Source organism: Stenotrophomonas maltophilia, from assembly GCF_001676385.1.
Lineage (GTDB): Bacteria > Pseudomonadota > Gammaproteobacteria > Xanthomonadales > Xanthomonadaceae > Stenotrophomonas > Stenotrophomonas maltophilia_J.
Genome location: NZ_LYVJ01000009.1, coordinates 178,461 through 197,376 on the forward strand (window position 1 = coordinate 178,461; position 18,916 = coordinate 197,376).

General features: G+C 68.1%; 20 protein-coding genes. 8 read left to right on the plus strand and 12 right to left on the minus strand.

Translation table 11 applies throughout. The annotated features are described in order from the left end of the window. Positions 1 to 19: 19 nt before the first annotated feature. Entirely contained in the window at positions 20 to 1,276 is a 1,257-nt protein-coding gene (locus A9K58_RS13245) for an MFS transporter (protein WP_065199761.1), read from the minus strand. Positions 1,277 to 1,398: 122 nt separating this feature from the next. Then, complete coding sequence (lepB, locus tag A9K58_RS13250) at positions 1,399 to 2,025, minus strand: signal peptidase I (protein WP_065199815.1); 627 nt, start codon at positions 2,023 to 2,025, stop codon at positions 1,399 to 1,401. A 273-nt stretch (positions 2,026 to 2,298) separates the two neighbouring features. Between lepB and A9K58_RS13255 the strand changes: the two genes are divergently transcribed. Together A9K58_RS13255 and A9K58_RS13260 are read left to right on the plus strand one after the other, a co-directional pair. Then, a complete protein-coding gene (locus A9K58_RS13255; RefSeq protein ID WP_065199762.1) occupies positions 2,299 to 2,700 on the plus strand; it encodes a hypothetical protein in 402 nt (133 codons plus the stop codon). 3 nt (positions 2,701 to 2,703) lie between these two features. Next, the gene (locus tag A9K58_RS13260) at positions 2,704 to 3,144 is read left to right on the plus strand and encodes a 3-dehydroquinate dehydratase (protein WP_065199763.1); all 441 of its coding nucleotides are present in this window, start codon (positions 2,704 to 2,706) and stop codon (positions 3,142 to 3,144) included. A 152-nt stretch (positions 3,145 to 3,296) separates the two neighbouring features. Here A9K58_RS13260 and dcp read toward each other — a convergent pair whose 3' ends face one another. From dcp to arfB, 3 genes are all read right to left on the minus strand, one after another. Further along, entirely contained in the window at positions 3,297 to 5,453 is a 2,157-nt protein-coding gene (gene dcp, locus A9K58_RS13265) for a peptidyl-dipeptidase Dcp (protein WP_065199764.1), read from the minus strand. 112 nt (positions 5,454 to 5,565) lie between these two features. Further along, on the minus strand, positions 5,566 to 6,168 hold the full coding sequence (locus A9K58_RS13270; protein ID WP_065199765.1) for a lysophospholipid acyltransferase family protein: 603 nt from the start codon (positions 6,166 to 6,168) through the stop codon (positions 5,566 to 5,568). Positions 6,169 to 6,172: 4 nt separating this feature from the next. Beyond that, positions 6,173 to 6,604, minus strand: a complete 432-nt coding sequence (gene arfB / locus A9K58_RS13275) for an alternative ribosome rescue aminoacyl-tRNA hydrolase ArfB (protein ID WP_005420755.1) — start codon at positions 6,602 to 6,604, stop codon at positions 6,173 to 6,175. Between the two features lie 113 nt (positions 6,605 to 6,717). On the opposite strand from arfB, the gene A9K58_RS13280 reads away from it, so the two are divergent. After that, on the plus strand, positions 6,718 to 7,266 hold the full coding sequence (locus A9K58_RS13280) for a DUF2059 domain-containing protein (RefSeq protein WP_407070829.1): 549 nt from the start codon (positions 6,718 to 6,720) through the stop codon (positions 7,264 to 7,266). 81 nt (positions 7,267 to 7,347) lie between these two features. Here the strand turns inward: A9K58_RS13280 and A9K58_RS13285 are convergent, their stop codons facing one another. Both A9K58_RS13285 and A9K58_RS13290 read right to left on the minus strand, forming a co-directional pair. After that, positions 7,348 to 8,088, minus strand: a complete 741-nt coding sequence (locus A9K58_RS13285) for a pseudouridine synthase (RefSeq protein ID WP_065199767.1) — start codon at positions 8,086 to 8,088, stop codon at positions 7,348 to 7,350. Positions 8,089 to 8,173: 85 nt separating this feature from the next. Beyond that, a complete protein-coding gene (locus A9K58_RS13290) occupies positions 8,174 to 8,758 on the minus strand; it encodes an O-methyltransferase (protein WP_065199816.1) in 585 nt (194 codons plus the stop codon). A 164-nt stretch (positions 8,759 to 8,922) separates the two neighbouring features. Between A9K58_RS13290 and A9K58_RS13295 the strand changes: the two genes are divergently transcribed. Genes A9K58_RS13295 through A9K58_RS13310 form a run of 4 tightly spaced genes read left to right on the plus strand, consistent with a single transcriptional unit; the run spans position 8,923 to position 12,055 of the window. Then, positions 8,923 to 9,534, plus strand: coding sequence for a PIG-L deacetylase family protein (locus A9K58_RS13295; protein WP_065199768.1), 612 nt, complete (start codon positions 8,923 to 8,925; stop codon positions 9,532 to 9,534). Next, on the plus strand, positions 9,534 to 10,673 hold the full coding sequence (locus A9K58_RS13300; protein ID WP_065199769.1) for a glycosyltransferase family 2 protein: 1,140 nt from the start codon (positions 9,534 to 9,536) through the stop codon (positions 10,671 to 10,673). The genes A9K58_RS13295 and A9K58_RS13300 overlap by 1 nt, the downstream gene beginning before the upstream one ends. Next, positions 10,660 to 11,265, plus strand: coding sequence for an LbetaH domain-containing protein (locus A9K58_RS13305; RefSeq protein ID WP_065199770.1), 606 nt, complete (start codon positions 10,660 to 10,662; stop codon positions 11,263 to 11,265). The genes A9K58_RS13300 and A9K58_RS13305 overlap by 14 nt, the downstream gene beginning before the upstream one ends. 4 nt (positions 11,266 to 11,269) lie before the next feature. Continuing rightward, positions 11,270 to 12,055, plus strand: coding sequence for a YaiO family outer membrane beta-barrel protein (locus A9K58_RS13310; RefSeq protein WP_065199771.1), 786 nt, complete (start codon positions 11,270 to 11,272; stop codon positions 12,053 to 12,055). 52 nt (positions 12,056 to 12,107) lie between these two features. On the opposite strand, the gene ubiB is transcribed toward A9K58_RS13310, so the two are convergent. Together ubiB and A9K58_RS13320 are read right to left on the minus strand one after the other, a co-directional pair. After that, positions 12,108 to 13,763, minus strand: coding sequence for a ubiquinone biosynthesis regulatory protein kinase UbiB (gene ubiB, locus A9K58_RS13315; RefSeq protein WP_065199772.1), 1,656 nt, complete (start codon positions 13,761 to 13,763; stop codon positions 12,108 to 12,110). Next, on the minus strand, positions 13,760 to 14,395 hold the full coding sequence (locus A9K58_RS13320; RefSeq protein WP_065199773.1) for a ubiquinone biosynthesis accessory factor UbiJ: 636 nt from the start codon (positions 14,393 to 14,395) through the stop codon (positions 13,760 to 13,762). Before A9K58_RS13320 ends, ubiB begins: the two co-directional genes overlap by 4 nt. Positions 14,396 to 14,841: 446 nt before the next feature. On the opposite strand from A9K58_RS13320, the gene ddlA reads away from it, so the two are divergent. After that, complete coding sequence (ddlA, locus tag A9K58_RS13325; RefSeq protein WP_065199817.1) at positions 14,842 to 15,960, plus strand: D-alanine--D-alanine ligase; 1,119 nt, start codon at positions 14,842 to 14,844, stop codon at positions 15,958 to 15,960. Between the two features lie 67 nt (positions 15,961 to 16,027). Here ddlA and A9K58_RS13330 read toward each other — a convergent pair whose 3' ends face one another. From A9K58_RS13330 to oleC, 3 genes are all read right to left on the minus strand, one after another. Continuing rightward, positions 16,028 to 16,183 (minus strand): DUF1328 domain-containing protein, encoded by a 156-nt coding sequence (locus tag A9K58_RS13330; RefSeq protein WP_065199774.1) that lies wholly within the window; start codon positions 16,181 to 16,183, stop codon positions 16,028 to 16,030. An 82-nt stretch (positions 16,184 to 16,265) separates the two neighbouring features. Next, positions 16,266 to 17,258: a 2-alkyl-3-oxoalkanoate reductase gene (oleD, locus tag A9K58_RS13335; protein ID WP_065199775.1), complete on the minus strand. Its 993-nt coding sequence runs from the start codon at positions 17,256 to 17,258 to the stop codon at positions 16,266 to 16,268. Further along, on the minus strand, positions 17,255 to 18,913 hold the full coding sequence (oleC, locus tag A9K58_RS13340; RefSeq protein ID WP_065199776.1) for an olefin beta-lactone synthetase: 1,659 nt from the start codon (positions 18,911 to 18,913) through the stop codon (positions 17,255 to 17,257). Before oleC ends, oleD begins: the two co-directional genes overlap by 4 nt. Between the last annotated feature and the right edge of the window lie 3 nt (positions 18,914 to 18,916).

Here is an 18,916-nt window from a genome sequence, read left to right on the forward strand (position 1 = left end):
CAAGCGCAACTCCACAGGGTCACGCGGTGACCGGCTGCGGGGCGCGCTGCTGCAATGCACGGACGATGCCACCGCCGAGCAGGGTCAGTCCGGCGGCGAACACGCACACGCCCAGCCAGCCCCAGGCCGCATACGCCAGGCCACCCACGCCGCCCAGCACGCTGGACCCGAGGTAATAGGCGAACAGGTACAGTGCCGAGGCTTCGGCGCGCATTGCACCGGCGCGGCTGCCGACCCAGCTGCTGGCCACCGAATGGCCGCCGAAGAAGCCGAAGGTCACCAGCGCGATGCCCAATGCCATCGCACTCAGCCACGGCATTGCCAGCAGCACGATGCCAGCGCCGATCAGCGCGAACGAGATCGACAGGATGCGGCCGCGGCCGTAACGCGTGGCCTGCTGGCCCATCCACGCCGAACTGAAGGTGCCCACCAGGTACACGCTGAAGATCAGGCCGACCACGGTCTGGCTGAGGCGGTACGGCGGCGCCAGCAGGTGGTAGCCCAGGTAGTTGTACAGGGTGACGAACACGCCCATCAGCACGAACGATGTGGCGAACAGCCACGGCAGGCCCGGGTCGGCGAACAGAGTGCGCCAGCGCGACGGCAACTGGCGCAGGCCATCGCGGCGCGCCTGGAAATGACGCGACGGCGGCAGCTGCAACCACAGCAGCACGGTGCTGGCGATGGCAATGATCGAGACTACGCCGATGCCCCAGCGCCAGCCCCAGTGGTCGGCGATGATGCCGGCCAGCAGGCGCCCGCTCATGCCACCGATGGCGTTGCCGCCGATGTACAGGCCCATCGCCAGGCCCAGCGCGCGGCTGTCCATTTCCTCGACCAGGTAGGTCATGGCCACCGCCGGCACGCCGCTCAGCGCCAGGCCGAGCAGGGTGCGCAGTACCAGCAGCATGGTCCAGTCGTCCACCAGCGCCGTGCTCAGCGACAGCATGGCCGAGGCCAGCAGCGCGGCGATCATCAACGGGCGCCGGCCGACCGCATCGGACAACAGCCCGGCCAGCAGCATCGCCACCGCCAGCGTGCCGGTGGTCAGCGACAGCGACATCGCGCTGCCCGCAGCCGAGACGCCGAAGTGGCGGCTGAATTCCGGCAACAGCGGCTGCACCGTATACAGCAGGCCGAATGTGGAAAAGCCGGCCAGGAACAGCGCCAGCGCGGTGCGGCGGAAGGCCGGTGTGCCCAGCTGGATGCGGGTTTCGGCGGTGGAATCGGCAGTGTGGGGGCGGCATTCGAGGGCCGCCGCAGTTTCGCCAGTCATGGGATCGATGGGCCGGTGGGGCGGCCGGGCGTGGGAAGGAGCGGACCCAGACTAGGCCCGTCGATCCAGTCGATCCATAACCTGGTAGGTCAGGATTGATACATAAAAAGTATCAGTTCAGCTTACAGGCGCTGCCACTCGAAGCCGTCGCCGCGGCGGTAGTACACCGCCACCGCGCGGCCGTAGACCTTGTCGGCGTCGACGAAGCCGAAGAAGCGGCCATCGAAGCTGTTGCCGCGATGATCGCCCAGCACCAGGACCTTGCCGGCCGGCACCACCAGATCGGCGATGTCCGGGCCACCGCCCATGTCCAGGTCAAGGCGGGCGCGACGCTCGCCGAAGGCCTCCACGTCCTGCAGGTCGGCGATCTGCAGCGGCTGGCCGTTGATGCTGAGGTGGCCCCGGTGCATCTGCACGTGGTCACCGGCCACTGCGGCGATGCGCTTGATCAGGCGGGTGCCATCGGCGGGTGAATCGAACACCGCCACTTCACCGCGCTGCGGAGCGCCGGTCGCCATCAGCGCCTTGCCGGTGAACGGGAGGCGCAGGCCGTAGGCACGCATGTCCACCACCACCCGGTCGCCGGGCTGGAGGGTGGGCTGCATCGAGCCGCTCGGCACCACGTAGTGGTTGGCCAGGGTGTCGCGGGCGGCGGCGAGCAGGCCGAGCATCACCAGCAACGGCAGCGCCTCCTTCTTCAGCCAGGCCAGCGCGCGTTCGGAAAAGGGGGGGCGGGCAACAGCGTCCATGGCAGGCTCGGGAATGGTGGTATCGGAATCTGACCACATCCGGGCCGAAGAGGTTCCCGCGTCGCGATCCTGTAGCCGAGCCCACGCTCGGCTTGTTCCTTGTAGCGACGAGGTTGCCCGACTGGGGCGCAGAGCAGCCGAGCGCAGGCTCGGCTCTACAGGAAGGGTTACGCAGGTTTTACGCCCCAGCCCGGCAGCGGGCATCGCTCCTTTACGGGCACCGCGCGCATCGTGTGCCCACCGCGCCACAGGGCGCATTCCGCAAGGTGTTGTATGACCCTCCTGGTGATCCGCCACGCGTCCTCGCGGGCGCCCCGCCCGCAGCTGCCGGCGCAGTTGTGCGGCCATCGCGTGCTGTGCAGCGACTGCGCCAGCCTGTCAGAAGTCCGCCAGTGCCTGTGCCAGCCGCAGGCACGTTCGGCGGACTGGGTGTTGCTGGACGTCGGCGTGGCCGACGAAACCCAGTGGCAGGCCGAGAGCGGTGCGCTGCAGGCGGCACTGGATCAGCTGCCGGCGCAGTACATCGAACTGCAGGCTTCCAGCGAACCAGGCCTGGACGCGCGCCTGCGCCTGCAGCACGGTCCGGCCGCCGTGGTGGTGGACCAGCGCAGCCAACAGGCCGGCTATCCGCTGTCGCTGGCCATCGTCGGCCGCCGCCTGGCGCGGGAGGGCTGAACCATGTCGATCTTCATCATCCGTGGCCCGGAGGCGTCCGGTGCACTCATCCGCACCGCGATGCCGCTGCCGGCGCCGGTCCTGAAGTCGCTGGTGCACCGCGCGATCGACGCCGGGACCAGCGTGGCGATCCGGGCCTGTGGCTCGGAACAGGAACTGCTGGATGCGCTGCGCGTGGCCGACCACAGCCGCGGCGAGGTAACGCTGCTGGACCCGGGTGCGTGTGCCAACAGCTTGCGCCTGCAGCGCCTGCTGCCCTACCTGCACAACGCCTACGTGGAAGTGCATGACGACGGCGCGGTAGCCGAGCCCTGCCTGCCTGCTGGGGTCGGGCAACGCCTGGGCATCGCCGCCGGCTATGGCGCGCAGAGCTATGTGCTGGCGCTGGACATCGCGCTGGATCACCTGGGCCTGGCCGAGCAGGCCAACCGGGTGGGGACGTAACGCTGTTTGTAGAGTCGAGCCATGCTCGACTGGCTTTTCGTGGACAGGCGGCCGAGCATGGGCTCGGCTCTACACGAGCGGGAATCGCAGCTGAGCGTGGGCTCGGCTCTACACGGAAAAACGGCGGAGTTGCCCCCGCCGTTTTCTGTTTCCTACTTCAGCCCGCGGAACTTCAGCAAAGGTTCCACCGAGGGGTCCTTGCCACGGAAATCGCGGTACAGGGTCGACAGCTCCACGCTGTTGCCGCGCGAGAGGATCTTGTCGCGGAACTCCTGGCCGTTGGCCGCGGTCAGGCCGCCATGCTCGGTGAACCACTGGTAGGCGTCATGGTCGAGCACTTCGGCCCAGAAGTAGGCGTAGTAACCGGCCGAGTAGCCGCCACCCCAGATGTGGTCGAAGTAGGTGGTGCGGTAACGCGGCGGCACCTGCGGCAGGTCGACCTTGAACTTCTTCAGCGCGCTGGCTTCAAAAGCACCGACATCCTGCAGCGGCGCATCGGCCTTCTGCGTGTGCCAGGCCAGGTCCAGCAGTGCGGCCGACAGGTACTCGGTGGTCGCATAGCCCTGGTTGAAGCTGCGTGCCTTGAGGATCTTGTCGACCAGTTCCTGCGGCATCGGCTCGCCGGTCTGGTAGTGCTTGGCGTAGTTGGCGAACACCTTCGGGTCCAGCGCCCAGTGCTCGTTGAACTGCGACGGGAACTCGACGAAGTCGCGCGAGGTGGCGGTACCGGCGATCGACGGGTACTTCACGTTCGAGAACATGCCATGCAGCGCATGGCCGAACTCGTGGAACAGCGTGGTGACGTCATCGAAGCTGATCAGCGCTGGCTGGCCGGCGGCCGGCTTGGTGAAGTTGCAGACGTTGTAGACCACCGGCTTGGCACCGGTCAGGCCATCCTGCTCGACGAACACATCCATCCAGGCGCCGCCGGACTTGCTGTCACGCTTGAAGTAGTCGGTGTAGAACAGGGCCAGCGAGGTGCCGTCCTTGTCGAACACTTCGTACACCTTCATGTCCGGGTTGTAGGTCGGAATGTCGGTGCGCGGCTTGAAGGTGATGCCGTACAGCTGGGTGGCGGCGTAGAAGACGCCGTTCTGCAGCACGTTGTCCAGTTCGAAGTACGGCTTGATCTGCGACTCGTCCAGATCGTACTTGGCCTTGCGTACCTGCTCGGCGTAGAAGTCCCAATCGGAGGCGGCGACCTGGAAGCCGCCCTTCTGCGCGTCGATCACCTTCTGGATCTCAGCCGCTTCGGCACGTGCCTTGGCGGTGGCGGCCGGCACGGTGTCGGTCAGCAGCTTGAGTGCCGCAGCCGGGGTCTTGGCCATCTGGTCGCCCAGCTGGTAGTCGGCGAAGGTGTCAAAGCCGAGCAGCTTGGCCTTCTGCGCACGCAGCTGGGCCAGGCGCTGCACGGTCTGCCGGGTGTCGTTGGCATCACCGCGCTCGGCGCGGGTCTCCGAGGCCTTCAGCACCGCAGCGCGCTGGTCGCGGTCGCTCAGCGAACCGAGCACCGGCTGCTGCGTGGTGTTCTGCAACGGCAGCAGGAACTTGCCGTCCAGCTTGCGTTCCTTGGCGGCGGCCGCGGCGTTGTTGATCGCCGCCTCGTCCAGGCCGGCCAGCTTGGCCTTGTCGTCGACGACGACAGCCGCAGCGGCGGTCGCGGCCACCAGGCGGGTGTGGAACTGGGTGGAGAGGGTCGTCTCTTCCACGTTGAGCTTGCGCAGGGTCGCCTTGTCGGCGTCGGACAGCTGCGCACCCGCGCGCACCAGGCCGTCGTAGTAGTGCTCGACCAGGCGCTTCTGCACCGGGTCCAGCGCCAGCGTGTCACGCTGGTCGTACAGCGACTTCACGCGGGCGAACAGTTTCGGATCGAGGTTGATCTCGTCCTGGTGCGCGGCCAGCTTCGGCGCCACCTCTTCCTGGATCTTCTGGCGCGCGTCGTTGGTATCGGCCTGGACCAGGCCGAAGAAGATGCGCGACACGCGGGTCAGGGTCTCGCCGCTGCGCTCCATTGCCACGATGGTGTTGTCGAACGTGGCGGGTTCGCTGCTGTCGGCGATCCTGCGCACCTCGGCCAGGTGCTGGCGCATGCCTTCCTCGAAGGCCGGCAGGTAATCGCTGTCCTTGATCCTGTCGAACGGCGGCGCCTGGAACGGCAGCGTGCTGGCGCTCAGCAACGGGTTGGTGGAGGCATCGGCCGGCTGCTGGGCCGGGGCTTTCTGTGCATCGGACACGGGGGTGGACTCCTTGCCGGAACAGGCCGCCAGCGCCAGGCTGATGGCGGCGGCCAGGACTACGGTACGCGACATGCAAAACACTCCTTGGGCAGACGGTATTCAATACCAGCCCTCCACCCTACTCCTGTCGCGCCCGCCCGGCATGTGCCGGACGTGGCGTCTATGCGGGTGGCCTTTGCCGGGTTCAGACCGTGCCGCGGGTCTTGCCGATCCAGGGCCGGTAGAACTCGCGGATCGCGGCCATGTCGGCGGCATCATCGCCGGTCGGCGTGAACAGCGGGCCGATGCCGATGATCTTTTCCGGGTAGTGGAAATACGCGGTCAGGATCGGCACATCGGCCATCCGGGCGATCTTCAGGAAGCCGGCCTTCCAGTCCTTCACCGCCTTGCGGGTGCCCTCGGGGGTGATGGCGAACCACATCTTCTCGTTGCTGCGGATCAGGTCCACGGCCTGGCCGACCGTGCCCTGCGGCGAACTGCGATCGAGGGGGATCACCCCCAGCCGGTGCAGCAGCGGGCCCAGCGGCCACCAGAACAGCGATGCCTTGCCCAGCACCTTCACCCTCATGCCCAGCGCGATCTTGGCCGCCATGCCCCACAGGCCATCCCAGTTGGACGAATGCGGGGCGATGATGAAGACCAGCCTGGGGATGTCAGGCAGGGTGCCGGTCACCTTCCAGCCCCCCACACGCAGGGTGCAGCGCGCCAGCCAGCGCAGGAAGGCGTTGGGTTTGACCTGCGGCATCTGCGGCGGCACGGCCGGCAGCAACGGAGTCGGGTTGTTCAAGCAATCACTCCCAGTCACGTGATGAGCGCCCGCGCTTGATCTGCGCGCGCCCGCGTTTGGCGTCCAGACGACGCAGTTTCGACCCGAGGGTCGGCTTGGTGGCCTTGCGCGGCTTGGGCACGCTCAGCCCGGCCTGGATGAAGGCCGCCAGCCGCTCGCGCGCATCCTCGCGATTGCGATCCTGGGTACGGAAACGTTGCGCGTCGATGACCAGCACGCCTTCGCCGGTCATGCGCCGGTCACGCCGCGCCAGCAGGCGCGCGCGCAACGGTTCGGGCAACGAGGGCGAGTTGGCCACGTCGAAACGTAGTTCCACCGCGGTGGAGACCTTGTTGACGTTCTGGCCGCCGGCGCCACTGGCGCGCACGAACCGCTCGACGATCTCGCCGTCGGGGATTTCAAGCTGCGCGCTGATGGTGACCGGTCCACTGCCCATCCGCGCATTGTAGCGGCAGGCACGCGGCCGGGTGCGGCATCGCGCCCCGTATGCCGCCGATCAGGCATCGAACACGCCGCCTTCGCCGTGGCTGCAGGTATGCTGGGCATCCCATGTACCGCAGGAAGCCCCGCATGACCCGCACCCGTCCCGCCCTACCGTCCCTGCTGCGCCGCACCGCTCTGCTGCTGGCCCTGGTCCTGGCCTGCGCTCCGGCCCTGGCCGCCCCGCCGACCGACGGTGACATCAACCGCCTGCTGTCGGCCTCGCGCGCGCAGAGCATGATCGACACCATGCTGCCGCAGATCGAAGCCATGCAGCAGCAGCAGTTCCAGCAGGTGGCCGCGCAGCGCCAGCTCAACGCCCAGCAGCAGGAGCAGCTCGGAAGGATCCAGGCGCGGACCCGCCAGACCCTGCGCCAGGCGCTGTCTTGGCAGCAGCTGCGACCGATGTACGTGGACCTGTACAAGAAGACGTTCAGCAAGGAAGACGTGCTGGCGATGGCCGAGTTCTACGAGAGCCCGGCCGGCCAGAGCCTGCTGGACAAGACCCCGGCACTGATGCAGAACGTGATGGTGGTGATCCAGGCGCGCATGCAGCCGCTGTTTGCGGACCTGCAGAAGGACCTGGAAGCCATCGTCAACGAGCCGGAAAAGAAATAACCGGGAGTTCCGTAGCGCCCGAGCCGGTGCTCGGGCGGCGGCGCGCAGCGCCGGCAAGCGCAGCCGAGCGTGCGCTCGGCTCTACAGGTCCCGGCTCCAGCCGAACAGGTCCAGCGCCTTCTGGAATTCACGGTCCAGCGGCGCACTGACATCCACGTTGCCGCCCTCCGGATGCGGGAAGCGCAGGCGCTCGGCGTGCAGCAGCATGCGATGCACGCCCTGCATGCGGAAGATGCGGTTGTGGCGGCCATCACCGTGGCTGGTGTCGCCGATCATGTGGTGCGACAGGTGCTTGAGGTGCCGGCGGATCTGCCGGAAGCGCCCGGTCTGCGGCTGGCAGCGCAGCAGCGCGTAGCGTGAGCTGCTGAATTCACCGACCGGCACCGGCAGCTCGCCGGTCGCCAGGCGCTGGAAATCGGTGATCGCCGGCTTCTTCACCGGCTTGCCCGGCCCGCCGTCCAGATCATGGTCCACCCGCCAGGACAGCTCGGCCGGCCAGCCACGGCAGACGGTCAGGTAGTCCTTGGCCACTTCGCCGCCCATCAGCGCCTTGCCCAGCGCACTGGCGGTGTCGCGGTCGAAGGCCAGCAGCAGGCAGCCACTGGTGGCCCGGTCCAGGCGATGCACGAGGAAGATCGGCCGCCCCAGCTGCTCGCGCAGGCGGTCGGCCAGGAAATCATCTTCGCCACGGGCCAGCTTGCTGTCGTGGACCATCAGCCCGGCAGGCTTGTTGACCACGGCCAGGCGCTCATCCAGGTGCAGCAGTTGCAGGGGCGCGGTGTCGGTCTGGGCCGCGGCGAGGGTGTCGGGTTCGGTGCTCACCGCAGGATTATAAGGGTGCGCTGCATGGGGCCAGATCCGTTTTCCTGCGGAAAAGGAATCCGACCCCGGGTTTGTGGCGCGGCGGTCAGGCGTTGCGCACGGCCAGCAGCTCGCCATTGCCGACCGGCACCAGGCTGCAGCTGAAGCTCCCGTCGGCCGCCAGCAGCGCCCGCAGCGGCTCCATCTGTTCCGCATGCGAGGTCGCGTTGTCCACCACCAGCAGCCCACCGGGGCACAGCACGCGGCGCAGCTGCGGCCACCAGCCGGCGTACTGTTCGCGGTCCGAATCGAGGAACAACAGGTCGACGCTGGCGTCGGCCGCCTGGGCCAGCCAATGCCCGGCGTCGCCGTGAACGAGCGTGATGCGTTCGGCCAGGCCGCTGCGCGCGAACGTCTCCCGTGCCATCGCCACCTTGTCTTCGGCGTATTCCAGCGTGGTCACGTGGCCGTCGATGGTGGCGGCGGCTTCAGCCAGCCACAGCGTGGAATATCCGTTGGAGGTGCCGATCTCCAGCACGCGGCGTGCAGTGCCAAAGCGCACCAGTACCGACAGGAACTCGCCGGTGTCCGGCGTGATGTTCAGCATGCGCCGGCCGCGTTCGGTTTCATGGGCGTCGTTTTCAGCGCCAAAGCGCGCCAGTTGGTTCTTCAATGCTGAGAGCTGCGTCATCAGGGCCCCGCGTGTTTGCGACATCAAGGCGACCATTGTGGCCGGTCCTGCCATCTTTCGTAATCTTCCTAGTCCTGCCCCGCGTCCATGTTGCGATAGTTCCCGCCTCTCACGCGGGACAGTCCTCTGCCCGCTGCCCCTTCGAACTCCGCAAGGACACGGCCATGGCCCTCGACATTCTGGCAGTCGGCGCCCACCCCGACGATATCGAACTCGGCTGCGGTGGCAGCCTGGCCAAGCTCGCGCGTGCCGGTGCCCGCATCCATGCGCTGGTGCTCAGCCGTGGCGGCCAGGGCTGCCACGCCGGCATCGATCGCAGCGATGAATCGCATCGCGCGCTGCGCCGGCTCGGGGTGACCAGCGTGATCCAGCAGGATTTCCCCGATACACGCTTCCCCGGCTGCCGGAACGACATCATCGCGACCATCGAGCAGGCCTGCGCCACGACCATGCCGCATCGCGTCTATACGATGTGCGGCGAAGACCACCACCAGGACCACCGTGTCGTCCACGAGGCGTCGATCATCGCCTGCCGTGGCATCCCGCAGATCCTCTGCTACGAGAGCCCCAGTACCCTGCCGCAGTTCGCACCCCAGGTGTTCGAGGACATCAGCGCGCAGCTGGAACTGAAGATCCACGCACTGCGGGAGCATGCCAGCCAGGGCGACCGCCACTACATGCAGGAGAGCCACCTGCGCTGCCACGCGCAGTTCCGTGGCCAGCAGATCGGCATCGGTCCCAGCGAGGGGTTCCTGCCCTATCGGCTGGTGCTCTGATGAAGACGTTCCTGTTCCTGGCCATGTGCGCCTTCATCCTGGTGCGTATCTGCGTGCAGGCGTCGCGCAGGCCCAGCACGCGCCTGTACAGCATCGATGCGATCGTGCCGGCCTACAACGAGGCGCCCTGCCTGGAGCGCTCGCTGACCAGCCTGCTGCAGAACCCCTACGTGGCCCGGGTGATCTGCGTGAATGACGGTTCCACCGACAACACGGCCGAGGTGCTCGATGCACTGCAGGCGCGTTGGCCCGAACGCCTGGTGGCAGTGCACCAGGCCAACACCGGCAAGGGCGGCGCGCTGATGCATGGCCTGCAGCACGCCACCGCCGAGCAGGTGTTCCTGACCGACGCCGACACCCATATCGACCCCCGCAGCCATGGCCTGGGCTATTTGCTGGACGAGATCGAACGCGGCGCCGATGCGGTCGGTGGCGTACCCTCGTCCAGCCTGCAGGGTGCCGGCTTCCTGCCGCATGTGCGGGCCAGCCTGAAGCTGCCGATGATCGTGATCAAGCGCAGCTTCCAGCAATGGCTGGGCGGCGCACCCTTCATCGTCTCGGGCTCCTGCGGCCTGTTCCGGACTGCGGTGCTGCGCAAGGTCGGCTTTTCCGACCGCACCCGCGTGGAAGACCTGGACATGTCGTGGTCCCTGGTCGCGCAGGGCTACCGGGTCCGCCAGAGCGTGCGCTGCGTGGTCTACCCGCAGGAGTGCAATACGCTGGTGGAAGAGTGGCGTCGTTGGCGCCGCTGGATCGTCGGCTATGCCGCATGCATGCGCCTGCACCGTGGCCTGCTGCTGACCCGCTTCGGTCTCTTCAGCATCCTGCCGATGATGCTGCTCGCGCTCACCGGGATGGTGCTGACCCTGCAGGTCTGGTTTGGCGCGGCCAAGCTGCATGGGCCTGGCGGCCTCGCGCTATCGGTAATGCCACTGGTCTGGATCGGCATCGTCATGCTGCTGGCGCTGATCAGTGCGATCCATCACCGCCGGGCGTGGCTGGTGCCCGCCGCCGCATTTTCCATGTTGTATGTCCTGCTCGCCTACGCGATCTGGCTGATGCACGGAGTGACCGGGCTGTTCACCGGCCGCGAACCCGCCCGCGACAAGCCGACGAGGTATCCGCATGTGGTGGAATGACCTCGCCGCCATGGCCGACGCGCTTTCGACGCTGCCACCCCACGTCGATGCCAGTGCACGGGTTTCGCCGCATGCGACCGTGCAAGGCCGCGTGCGGATCGACGCAGGCAGCCGCATCTGCGACGGCGCCCAGCTGCAGGGGCCGGTATCGATCGGCCGCGACTGCCTGATCGGCAACAACGCGCTGCTGCGCGGCCCACTGCGTATCGGCGATGGTGTGCGCATCGGCTTTGCAGCTGAACTGAAGAACGCACTGATCGGCGACGGCGTCTGCATCGGCCCGCAGTGCTTCATCGGTGACAGCCGCATCGATGACCGTGCCTATCTTGGCGCGCTCGTGCGCACCAGCAATCACCGCCTTGATGGCACCACGATCGCCGTGCACCTCAATGGCGACATCGTCGACAGCCATCGCGACAAGCTCGGTGCCTGGATCGGTGAAGGCGCCGCACTGGGAGTCGGCGTGATCATCCTGCCCGGTCGCATCGTCGCGCCGGGCAGCCAGTTCGGCCCGCGCATCACCGTGGAACGAAACCTGCCGCCCGGTCGCTACCGGCTGCTGCAGTCGCTGCATTCCCAACCCCTGGAGTAACCCCATGCGATTGATCATCCGAGGCGCACTGCCGTGCGCGCTGCTGCTGGCCGTGTCCAGCGCCCATGCCGGCGTCGACCGCGTCACGGTTCAGCTGGACCACGCCGACTACAGCGACGGCTTCGGCAAGCGTGACGTACAGGCCGTGGATGTGGCCGGTCGCAACGGCCACAGCCGCTGGCACCTGGGCCTGGCCCATGGCGAACGCGACTACGGCAACAAGCGCTTCGGCGGCAACCGCGTGCAGGGCTCGCTGCACCAGCGCTGGAGCCCGCGCTGGTCCACCCGCACCGCCGTCACGGCCTCCAATGACGACCCGGTCTTCGTCAACCGCCAGGTCATCCAGGACGTCCAGTGGAAGGTGGCACCGAAGACCGTGCTGAGCGTCGGCGGCAAGTACGCCCAGTACCACGCCGGTGCCTATGTCAGCGGCTGGTCGATCGGTGCCTCGCATTACTTCCCGCGCGTGACCGCCTCCTTCCGCCATGAACGCCATCGCCAGTCCAACGGGCCCGACGGCCATGGCACCACGCTGTCGCTGCGCCTCAGGGATACCCAGGGCCGTGGCTCGACCCAGTTGTGGGTGGGCAGCGGCACGTCCGGCTATAACGCCGAGTCCGATCCACTGCTGCTTCGCGAACACGAGGCGCGCCGCGCGTTCCTGCGCCGCAGCCAGCCACTGGGCGAGCATCTGGTGCTGGACCTGGGCATCGGCAAGACCTGGCACAAGACGCGCCTGGACCGCTTCCAGAGCGTGCAGTCACACCTGGGCCTGGGCTACCACTGGTAGAGCCGTGGCCGGTCGGCGGCGTGCGTCGCCGCCGACCCTCGATCAACAGGCTTCAGCGCCACCACGCGCGCGCCAGCGCCAGCGCACCAACGGCACCGGACAGCCAGCTCCACATCGGCAGGTCGCCCCAATACCATCCCGGCGGCTGCAGCGCGTACACCAGCGCGGCGATGGCCAGCAGGCCGACACCGGTGATCGCACCGACCGCGCGCTTCTGCAGGCGCTGCACGCTGGCATCCAACGCGGCCAGGTCGCGCGAACGCATCGACAGTTCGTGGCGGCCCTCCACCTGCTGGGTCAGCCAGGCATGCACCAGGCGCGGCATGTCCGGGGCATGGGTCATGATTTCCGGCAGGCGCTTGCCGATCTCGCGCACCACCCTGCGCGGGCTGTAGCGCTCGCGCAGGATCCTGGCCAGCACCGGCTTGGCCACCGCCCAGATGTCGATCTGCGGATCCAGCTGGCGGCCAACGCCTTCGATGTTCAACAGGGTCTTCTGCAGCAGGATCAGCTGTGGCTGCAGGGTCAGCTGGTAACGCTGCGCCACGCGGAACAGCTTCATCAGCACTTCGGCCAGCGAAATCTGCGACAGCGGGCGGGTGAAGTAGGGTTCGCATACCGAGCGCACGGCCGCTTCGAGATCGTCGATGCGCACATGGTCGGGCATCCAGCGCGCCTGCACGTGCAGCTCGGCAATGCGGCGGTAATCGCGGTTGAAGATGGCCATGAAGTTCTCGGCCAGGTAGTACTGGTCTTCCTGCGAGAGCTGGCCCATGATGCCGAAATCCAGCGCGATGAAGCGCGGGTTGGCACGGCGCGCCGGATCGGTGTCGACCCAGATGTTGCCGGCATGCGCATCGGCATGGAAGAAGTTGTCGCGGAACACCTGGGTGTAGAACACCCGGACGCCCTTGGCGGCCAGCGCCTTGCGGTCGATGCCGGCCTTGTCCAGCGCAGCGATGTCGTCGGACGGAATGCCCCAGACGCGCTCCAGGGTCAGCACGCGCTCGGCGGTGTGGCTCCAGATCACGTCCGGCACGTACAGGTCGTCGCTGTCTTCCCAGAAGCGGCGCAGCACGCTGGCATTGGCGCCTTCGCGCTGCAGGTCCAGCTCGGCGGCCAAGGTGTTTTCGACTTCGGCCACCACCTCGCGCGGACGGATCTTGTCGGCACGCGGATGGGTGCGCTCGACCAGCGCAGCCAGCGAGTTGAGCAGGGCGATGTCGGCGTCGATCTGCTTCTCGATGCCCGGGCGCAGCACCTTGACCACCACCTGGCGGCCATCAGCCAGCGTGGCCGCATGCACCTGCGCGATCGAGGCCGAGGCCAGCGGCTCGGTGTCGAAGCTGGCGAAGGCCTCGCTGACCGGCAGGCCGAGGGCGTCCTCGACGATGCGGCGCGCGGTATCGCCATCGAATGGCTTGACCCGATCCTGCAGCAGGGTCAGCTCGTTGGCCACATCCGGCGGCACCAGGTCGCGGCGGGTGGACAGGATCTGGCCGAACTTGACGAAGATCGGCCCGAGGTCCTGCAATGCCAGGCGCAGGCGCGCACCACGCGACTGCGCGGCGATGGCGGCCGAGGCGCGCGGCACGAACGGCTTGGCCAGGCGCAGCCAGCGCTCGGCTGGCGTGCCCTGCAGCAGGTCGTCGAGGCGGTAGCGCAGGATCACCCGGCCGATGCGGCTGGCGCGCAGCACGGCCTTCATGCGGCACCCCGCAGGCGCTGCACGCGCGCACCGAGACGCTCGACGTCGTCACGCAGCACGTCCACGTCGTCGTGGAAAGCATCCAGCTCGGCTCGCGGCACCACGTCGCGCGATTCCTCGGTGATGAACTCGGCGGCGCTGTGAGCCAGATCGATCGCGCCCTGGCGCGCATGCTGCAGGGCGCTGCGCAGGGTGTTGGCGACTTGCACGCCGAGGACCTCGCCGAACACGCTGACGAACGGCTGCTGCCAATCCGGGTCGAAGCCCTTGGCCAGCTGCTGCAGGCGGCGCGCCAGTTCGGCGTCGCCGGCCACCCGCACGCGGCCCTTGCCGTTGGGGTCGGCCCGCCGTGCGTTGGCCAGCAGCGGCAACTGCGCCAGCGCCCCGGCCAGGCTGCTGCGCACGGCCAGGTCGGCCTCCCGCGCATCCACCGGGCCGACCCGCAGCTGGTCAGCGTCGACGCTGATGCGCATCGCCAGCGACGGCGCTTCCAGGGTCAGGTCGATGTGCCGGCCATCGAGACCGGCCAGTGCATGGCGGGTATCCGGATCCAGCGCCAGCGCGCGGTTCAGGGCAATCTGCAGGGCGCGGCCGGCGACCGGCTTGAGGGACTTGAGCAGGGAAGGAGCCATGTGCACATTCTACCTGCGCGGGTGCGGGGCTTGGGCCGGGCCGCCGCCCGGCACCCGCAGAAGCAATAGCCGAAGCAACAACAACAGCGGGCATTCCGTGGGTTGGCGGGATGGGGCCGGTGGCGGGAGACGCCGTAAACCCCGCTCCGCGGTCCGGCCCAGCCGCTGGCGGCTGGGCGTTCGGGCGCTTGCGAAGCAGTGCTTCGCAAGCAAAGCGCCCTCACCCATGGGGGCTTGGCCGCGGCATCCATGCCGCGGACACTCCCGCAACCGGACCCACCCCGCCTTCGACAGGTTTCCTCGCCTGTTGGTGGGTGTCGACCTTGGTCGACACGGTAGATCCACGCCATGCGTGGATGGATTTCTGGTTCATCCGTGCCTCACGCGGAGGGCCGATGAAGGTTCATGCTATGAGGCCACGCAACGCACAGGACATCGCATTCCCCATGGCACGGACCCGGGTCGGCATCATCTTCGGTGGCAAGTCCTCCGAGCACGAAGTTTCGTTGCAGTCGGCGAAGAACATCCTCGACGCCCTCGATCGCAAGCGCTTCGAGCCGGTATTGATCGGCATCGACAAGCAGGGCCAGTGGCATCTGAGCGAGCCAGCGACCTTCCTGCTCAATGCCGATGACCCGGCCCGCATCGCGCTGCATCGCTCCGGCCAGTCGCTGGTGGTCCACCCCGGCGCCGAGCAGATGCAACTGCAGCCCTGCGACGCGGCCAGCGCGCTCGGCCAGATCGATGTGGTGCTGCCGATCGTGCATGGGCCGCTGGGTGAGGACGGCGCCCTGCAGGGCCTGCTGCGCATGGCCAACCTGCCCTTCGTCGGTTCGCCGGTGTTGGGATCGGCGGTGGCGATGGACAAGGACGTGACCAAGCGCCTGCTGCGCGACGCCGGCCTGGAGGTGGCACCGTGGTTGTGCCTGCGCCGCCACCAGGCGGCAGAGGTGGATGTCGACGCGGTGATCGCCCGGCTTGGCCTGCCGCTGTTCGTGAAGCCGGCCAACCAGGGTTCGTCGGTGGGCGTGAGCAAGGTCAAGGATGCGGCCGGCTTCGCCGACGCGGTGGCGCTGGCGCTGCGCTATGACCACAAGGTGCTGGTGGAGTCGGCAGTGGTGGGCCGCGAGATCGAGTGTGCGGTGCTGGGCAACGCGCATCCGCAGGCCAGCCTGTGCGGCGAGGTGGTGGTGCACGACGAGTTCTACGCCTACGACACCAAGTACATCAATGACGCCGGTGCGGACGTGGTGGTGCCCGCCGAGATCGATGCCACCACGCAGGCGCGCATCCAGCAGATTGCAGTGCAGGCCTACCAGGCCCTGGAGTGCGCTGGCATGGCACGCGTTGACGTGTTCCTTGCCGCCGACGGCCGGATCGTCATCAACGAGGTCAACACGCTGCCGGGCTTCACCCGCATCAGCATGTACCCGAAGCTCTGGGGTGCCAGCGGCATCGACTACACCACGCTGATCACCCGCCTGATCGAACTGGCACAGGAGCGCCATGCGGCGGATCGCGGATTGCAGAGCGCGGTGCAGGGTCGAGCCATGCTCGACTCATGAACGCAGTCGAGCATGGCTCGACTCTGCAGCAGGGGTGCCGGTCGGTGACCGGCACGCCCCGCAGGTTCTATCCGCGCTTGCGGAACATCGAAATCACCGCAAGGATCAGGAACACGACGAACAGGATCCAGGCGATGTTGCTGGCGGCACCGGCAATGCCGGAGAAGCCAAGGACGGCGGCGATGATGGCGATGACGAAGAAGATGATGGCGTAGTGCAGCATGGCGCTCCTCGCTGGTGTACGGGCCGTGGGTTGGCGTGCGTCCATCCTCCCGATCCAGCGGTGTGCATGCAGTGACGGCAGCCTATGCGCCAGATGAAGCCTTCAGCCTGCGCAGCCCTTCTTCGATGCTGACCTGCGGCACGTAGCCGAAGTCCCGGCGCGCGGGCTCCATGCTGTACCAGTGCGGCGTGCACAGCTGCTCGGCCAGGAAGCGGGTGAGCGGCGGCTCGCCGCGCAGGCGCAGCAGCGGCCACAGCCGCTCGCAGACCGCGCCGATCCGGTAGGCGGTCCTGAAGCTGATCGCCTTGTCCACGGCCGGCGCACCCACCGCGTGCAGCAGCTTGTTGACCAGCTCGCGCATCGGCAGCGGCTCGCCGTTGGAGATGAAGTAGGCCTTGCCGGCGCAGGCCGCGCCTGGTGCCAAGGCTTCGAAGGCAAGGAAGTGCGCCAGCGCGGCGTTGTCGATGTAGGTGGTATCGACCTTGTTGTTGCCCTCACCCACCAGGCGCAGGCGGCCCTGCCGCGCACGCTCGGCCAGGCGCGGCACCAGCTGCTGGTCGCCCGGGCCCCAGATCAGGCGCGGACGCAGAGCCACCGTCGCCAGCGACGCGTCGTTGGCCGCCAGCACGCGTTGTTCAGCGATCGCCTTGGTCGCCGCATACGGCGCCTGGAAATCCTCCCCGTACGGCACCTCATCGGCCCCCAGGCCTTCCACCGGATGGGTAGCGCGATGGGTCACGCTGGGCGTGGAGGTGTAGACAAGCCGGTTGATGCCGTGCGCGCGGCAGGCGGCGATGACGTTGTCGGTGCCGACCACATTGGCCTGGTGGTAGCTCTCATAGCTGCCCCACGCGCCGGCCTTGGCGCCGTTGTGGAATACCGCGTCAACACCGGCCACTGCATGCAGAACCGCCTGGGCGTCGGCGAGGTCGCCGCGGATCTGGCCAATGCCCAGTGCCTGCAGTTGCGGGTAGTGGCCGCGATTGAATGCCAGCACCTGGTGGCCACGCTCGACCAGCCCGCGGCACAGCGCCTGGCCCAGGAAGCCACCTCCACCGGTGACCAGGATCTTCATGCGCGTTTCTCCAGTTCAGCGCAGGCCCAGGCAGCGAGCTTCTCGCGGCCGATCTTGGCGTTGTGACGGATGTCGACGGGGAACGCCGGATGCACGAGGAAATGCTGCAGGCCCGCGTCCGGCAGGCGCGCGGCCGCGTGGGCACGCAACGCATCCTGCAGTGCAGGGCTGTCGGCCTGGCCTCGCTGCAGTTCCACGCACAGCACCGGTACCTGCGCACCCGTAGCCCCGACGCCGACCAGCGCACTGCGGGCCACGCCGGCCACGGTATTGAACACCGGCTCGACCTGCTCGGTGTACAGCGGCCCGCGCGCCGTCTCCACGCGCTGGGTCTTGCGCCCGCAGAACCACAGGCGGCCCTGGGTGTCGAAGTAGCCCACATCCCCCATGCGATGCACGATGCGGGTGCTGCCGTCGGCCAGCGTCTCGCTGATCTTCGCTGCAGCGGTGGCCTGCGGGCGGTTGAAATAGCTGTCGGTAGCGGTCGGCCCGGCCACGGTGATTTCGCCCACTTCACCCGCGGCCAGCACGCGGGCCAGCGACCAGTCGGCCAGCGGTGCATCGTCGATGGCGATGATGCGCACGTCGTTCGGCGCGACCACGCGACCCACGCAGGTGCCGGCGCCGGCCTCGGTCGCGGCACGGGTATGCTCCAGCTCGCGGCCCTCGACCACGGCCACGGGCAGGCATTCGGTGGCGCCGTACGGCGTCCAGAACTGCGCATCGGACGGGAGCAGGCTGCGCAGGGTGGCCACCACGTCCGGCGGCACCGGCGCGCCGGCCGAGGTCACCCGGGTCACCGTCGGTAACGGCCGGCCATGGCGGGCCAGCACCCGCATCAACGCCGGTGAACCGAACAACTGGGTCACCCCGAAGCGCTGGATGGCGTCGTGCAGGCGCGCCGGGTCGGCGTGCGCCGGCCGGGTCGGGTCCATGTCCGGAATCACCGAGGTCAGCCCCAGTGCCGGGTCGAACAGGGCGAACGGTGGAAAAGTGGGCAGGTCCACCCCTCCCGCTTCCATGCCGAAGGCGCTGCCCAGCAACTGGATCTGGCCGACGAAGTGGCGGTGGCGATAGACCACGCCCTTGGGAACGCCGGTGGAGCCGCTGGTGAACAGGATCGCGGCCATGTCTTCGCCATCGGTGTCGGCCAGCATCGGGCCAGCGCCGGCCCCGGCACGCTCCAGCGCGGCCAGGGTGGTGCCGCCCCAGCCAAAGCGGCGGCCGACGGTGACCAGGCGGTTCGCCGACGGCGCCCAGCGCAGCAGCAGCCGCGCCACGTGGGCCAGCGGGATGCCGATGAAGGCCTGCGGCTGCGCCTCGTCCAGGCACTGTTTCAGCGCGCGCTTGTCGATGCCCGGATCGACCAGCACCGGCACCGCGCCCAGCTTGAACAACGCGAACATCAGCAGGAAGAACTCCGGCGACGGCCGCACCATTACCACCGTGCGCACTCCACGGCCGATCCCATAGCCGGCCAGGCCGGCGGCCATGGCATCACTGCGGGCGTCCAACTGGCGGTAATCCAGGGTGACATCGTAGGCGGCCATGCCGTTGCCGGCGCCGCGGCGGCCGGGGCAGCGGATGGCGATCTGGTCGGGGCGTTCACGCGCCAGTTCAGGCAGGCGCGCGGCGATATTGCAGGGTCGGTTCATCCG

Coding starts and splice junctions, on each gene's coding strand:
- A9K58_RS13330 (WP_065199774.1), bottom strand. CDS start 16,183: ATGCTGCACTACGCCATCATCTTCTTCGTCATCGCCATCATCGCCGCC.
- A9K58_RS13280 (WP_407070829.1), top strand. CDS start 6,718: ATGTACCGCAGGAAGCCCCGCATGACCCGCACCCGTCCCGCCCTACCG.
- A9K58_RS13290 (WP_065199816.1), bottom strand. CDS start 8,758: ATGACGCAGCTCTCAGCATTGAAGAACCAACTGGCGCGCTTTGGCGCT.
- oleD (WP_065199775.1), bottom strand. CDS start 17,258: ATGAAGATCCTGGTCACCGGTGGAGGTGGCTTCCTGGGCCAGGCGCTG.
- A9K58_RS13245 (WP_065199761.1), bottom strand. CDS start 1,276: ATGACTGGCGAAACTGCGGCGGCCCTCGAATGCCGCCCCCACACTGCC.
- A9K58_RS13320 (WP_065199773.1), bottom strand. CDS start 14,395: ATGGCTCCTTCCCTGCTCAAGTCCCTCAAGCCGGTCGCCGGCCGCGCC.
- A9K58_RS13310 (WP_065199771.1), top strand. CDS start 11,270: ATGCGATTGATCATCCGAGGCGCACTGCCGTGCGCGCTGCTGCTGGCC.
- lepB (WP_065199815.1), bottom strand. CDS start 2,025: ATGGACGCTGTTGCCCGCCCCCCCTTTTCCGAACGCGCGCTGGCCTGG.
- ubiB (WP_065199772.1), bottom strand. CDS start 13,763: ATGAAGGCCGTGCTGCGCGCCAGCCGCATCGGCCGGGTGATCCTGCGC.
- arfB (WP_005420755.1), bottom strand. CDS start 6,604: ATGGGCAGTGGACCGGTCACCATCAGCGCGCAGCTTGAAATCCCCGAC.
- dcp (WP_065199764.1), bottom strand. CDS start 5,453: ATGTCGCGTACCGTAGTCCTGGCCGCCGCCATCAGCCTGGCGCTGGCG.
- A9K58_RS13260 (WP_065199763.1), top strand. CDS start 2,704: ATGTCGATCTTCATCATCCGTGGCCCGGAGGCGTCCGGTGCACTCATC.
- A9K58_RS13255 (WP_065199762.1), top strand. CDS start 2,299: ATGACCCTCCTGGTGATCCGCCACGCGTCCTCGCGGGCGCCCCGCCCG.
- ddlA (WP_065199817.1), top strand. CDS start 14,842: ATGGCACGGACCCGGGTCGGCATCATCTTCGGTGGCAAGTCCTCCGAG.
- A9K58_RS13295 (WP_065199768.1), top strand. CDS start 8,923: ATGGCCCTCGACATTCTGGCAGTCGGCGCCCACCCCGACGATATCGAA.
- A9K58_RS13300 (WP_065199769.1), top strand. CDS start 9,534: ATGAAGACGTTCCTGTTCCTGGCCATGTGCGCCTTCATCCTGGTGCGT.
- A9K58_RS13305 (WP_065199770.1), top strand. CDS start 10,660: ATGTGGTGGAATGACCTCGCCGCCATGGCCGACGCGCTTTCGACGCTG.
- oleC (WP_065199776.1), bottom strand. CDS start 18,913: ATGAACCGACCCTGCAATATCGCCGCGCGCCTGCCTGAACTGGCGCGT.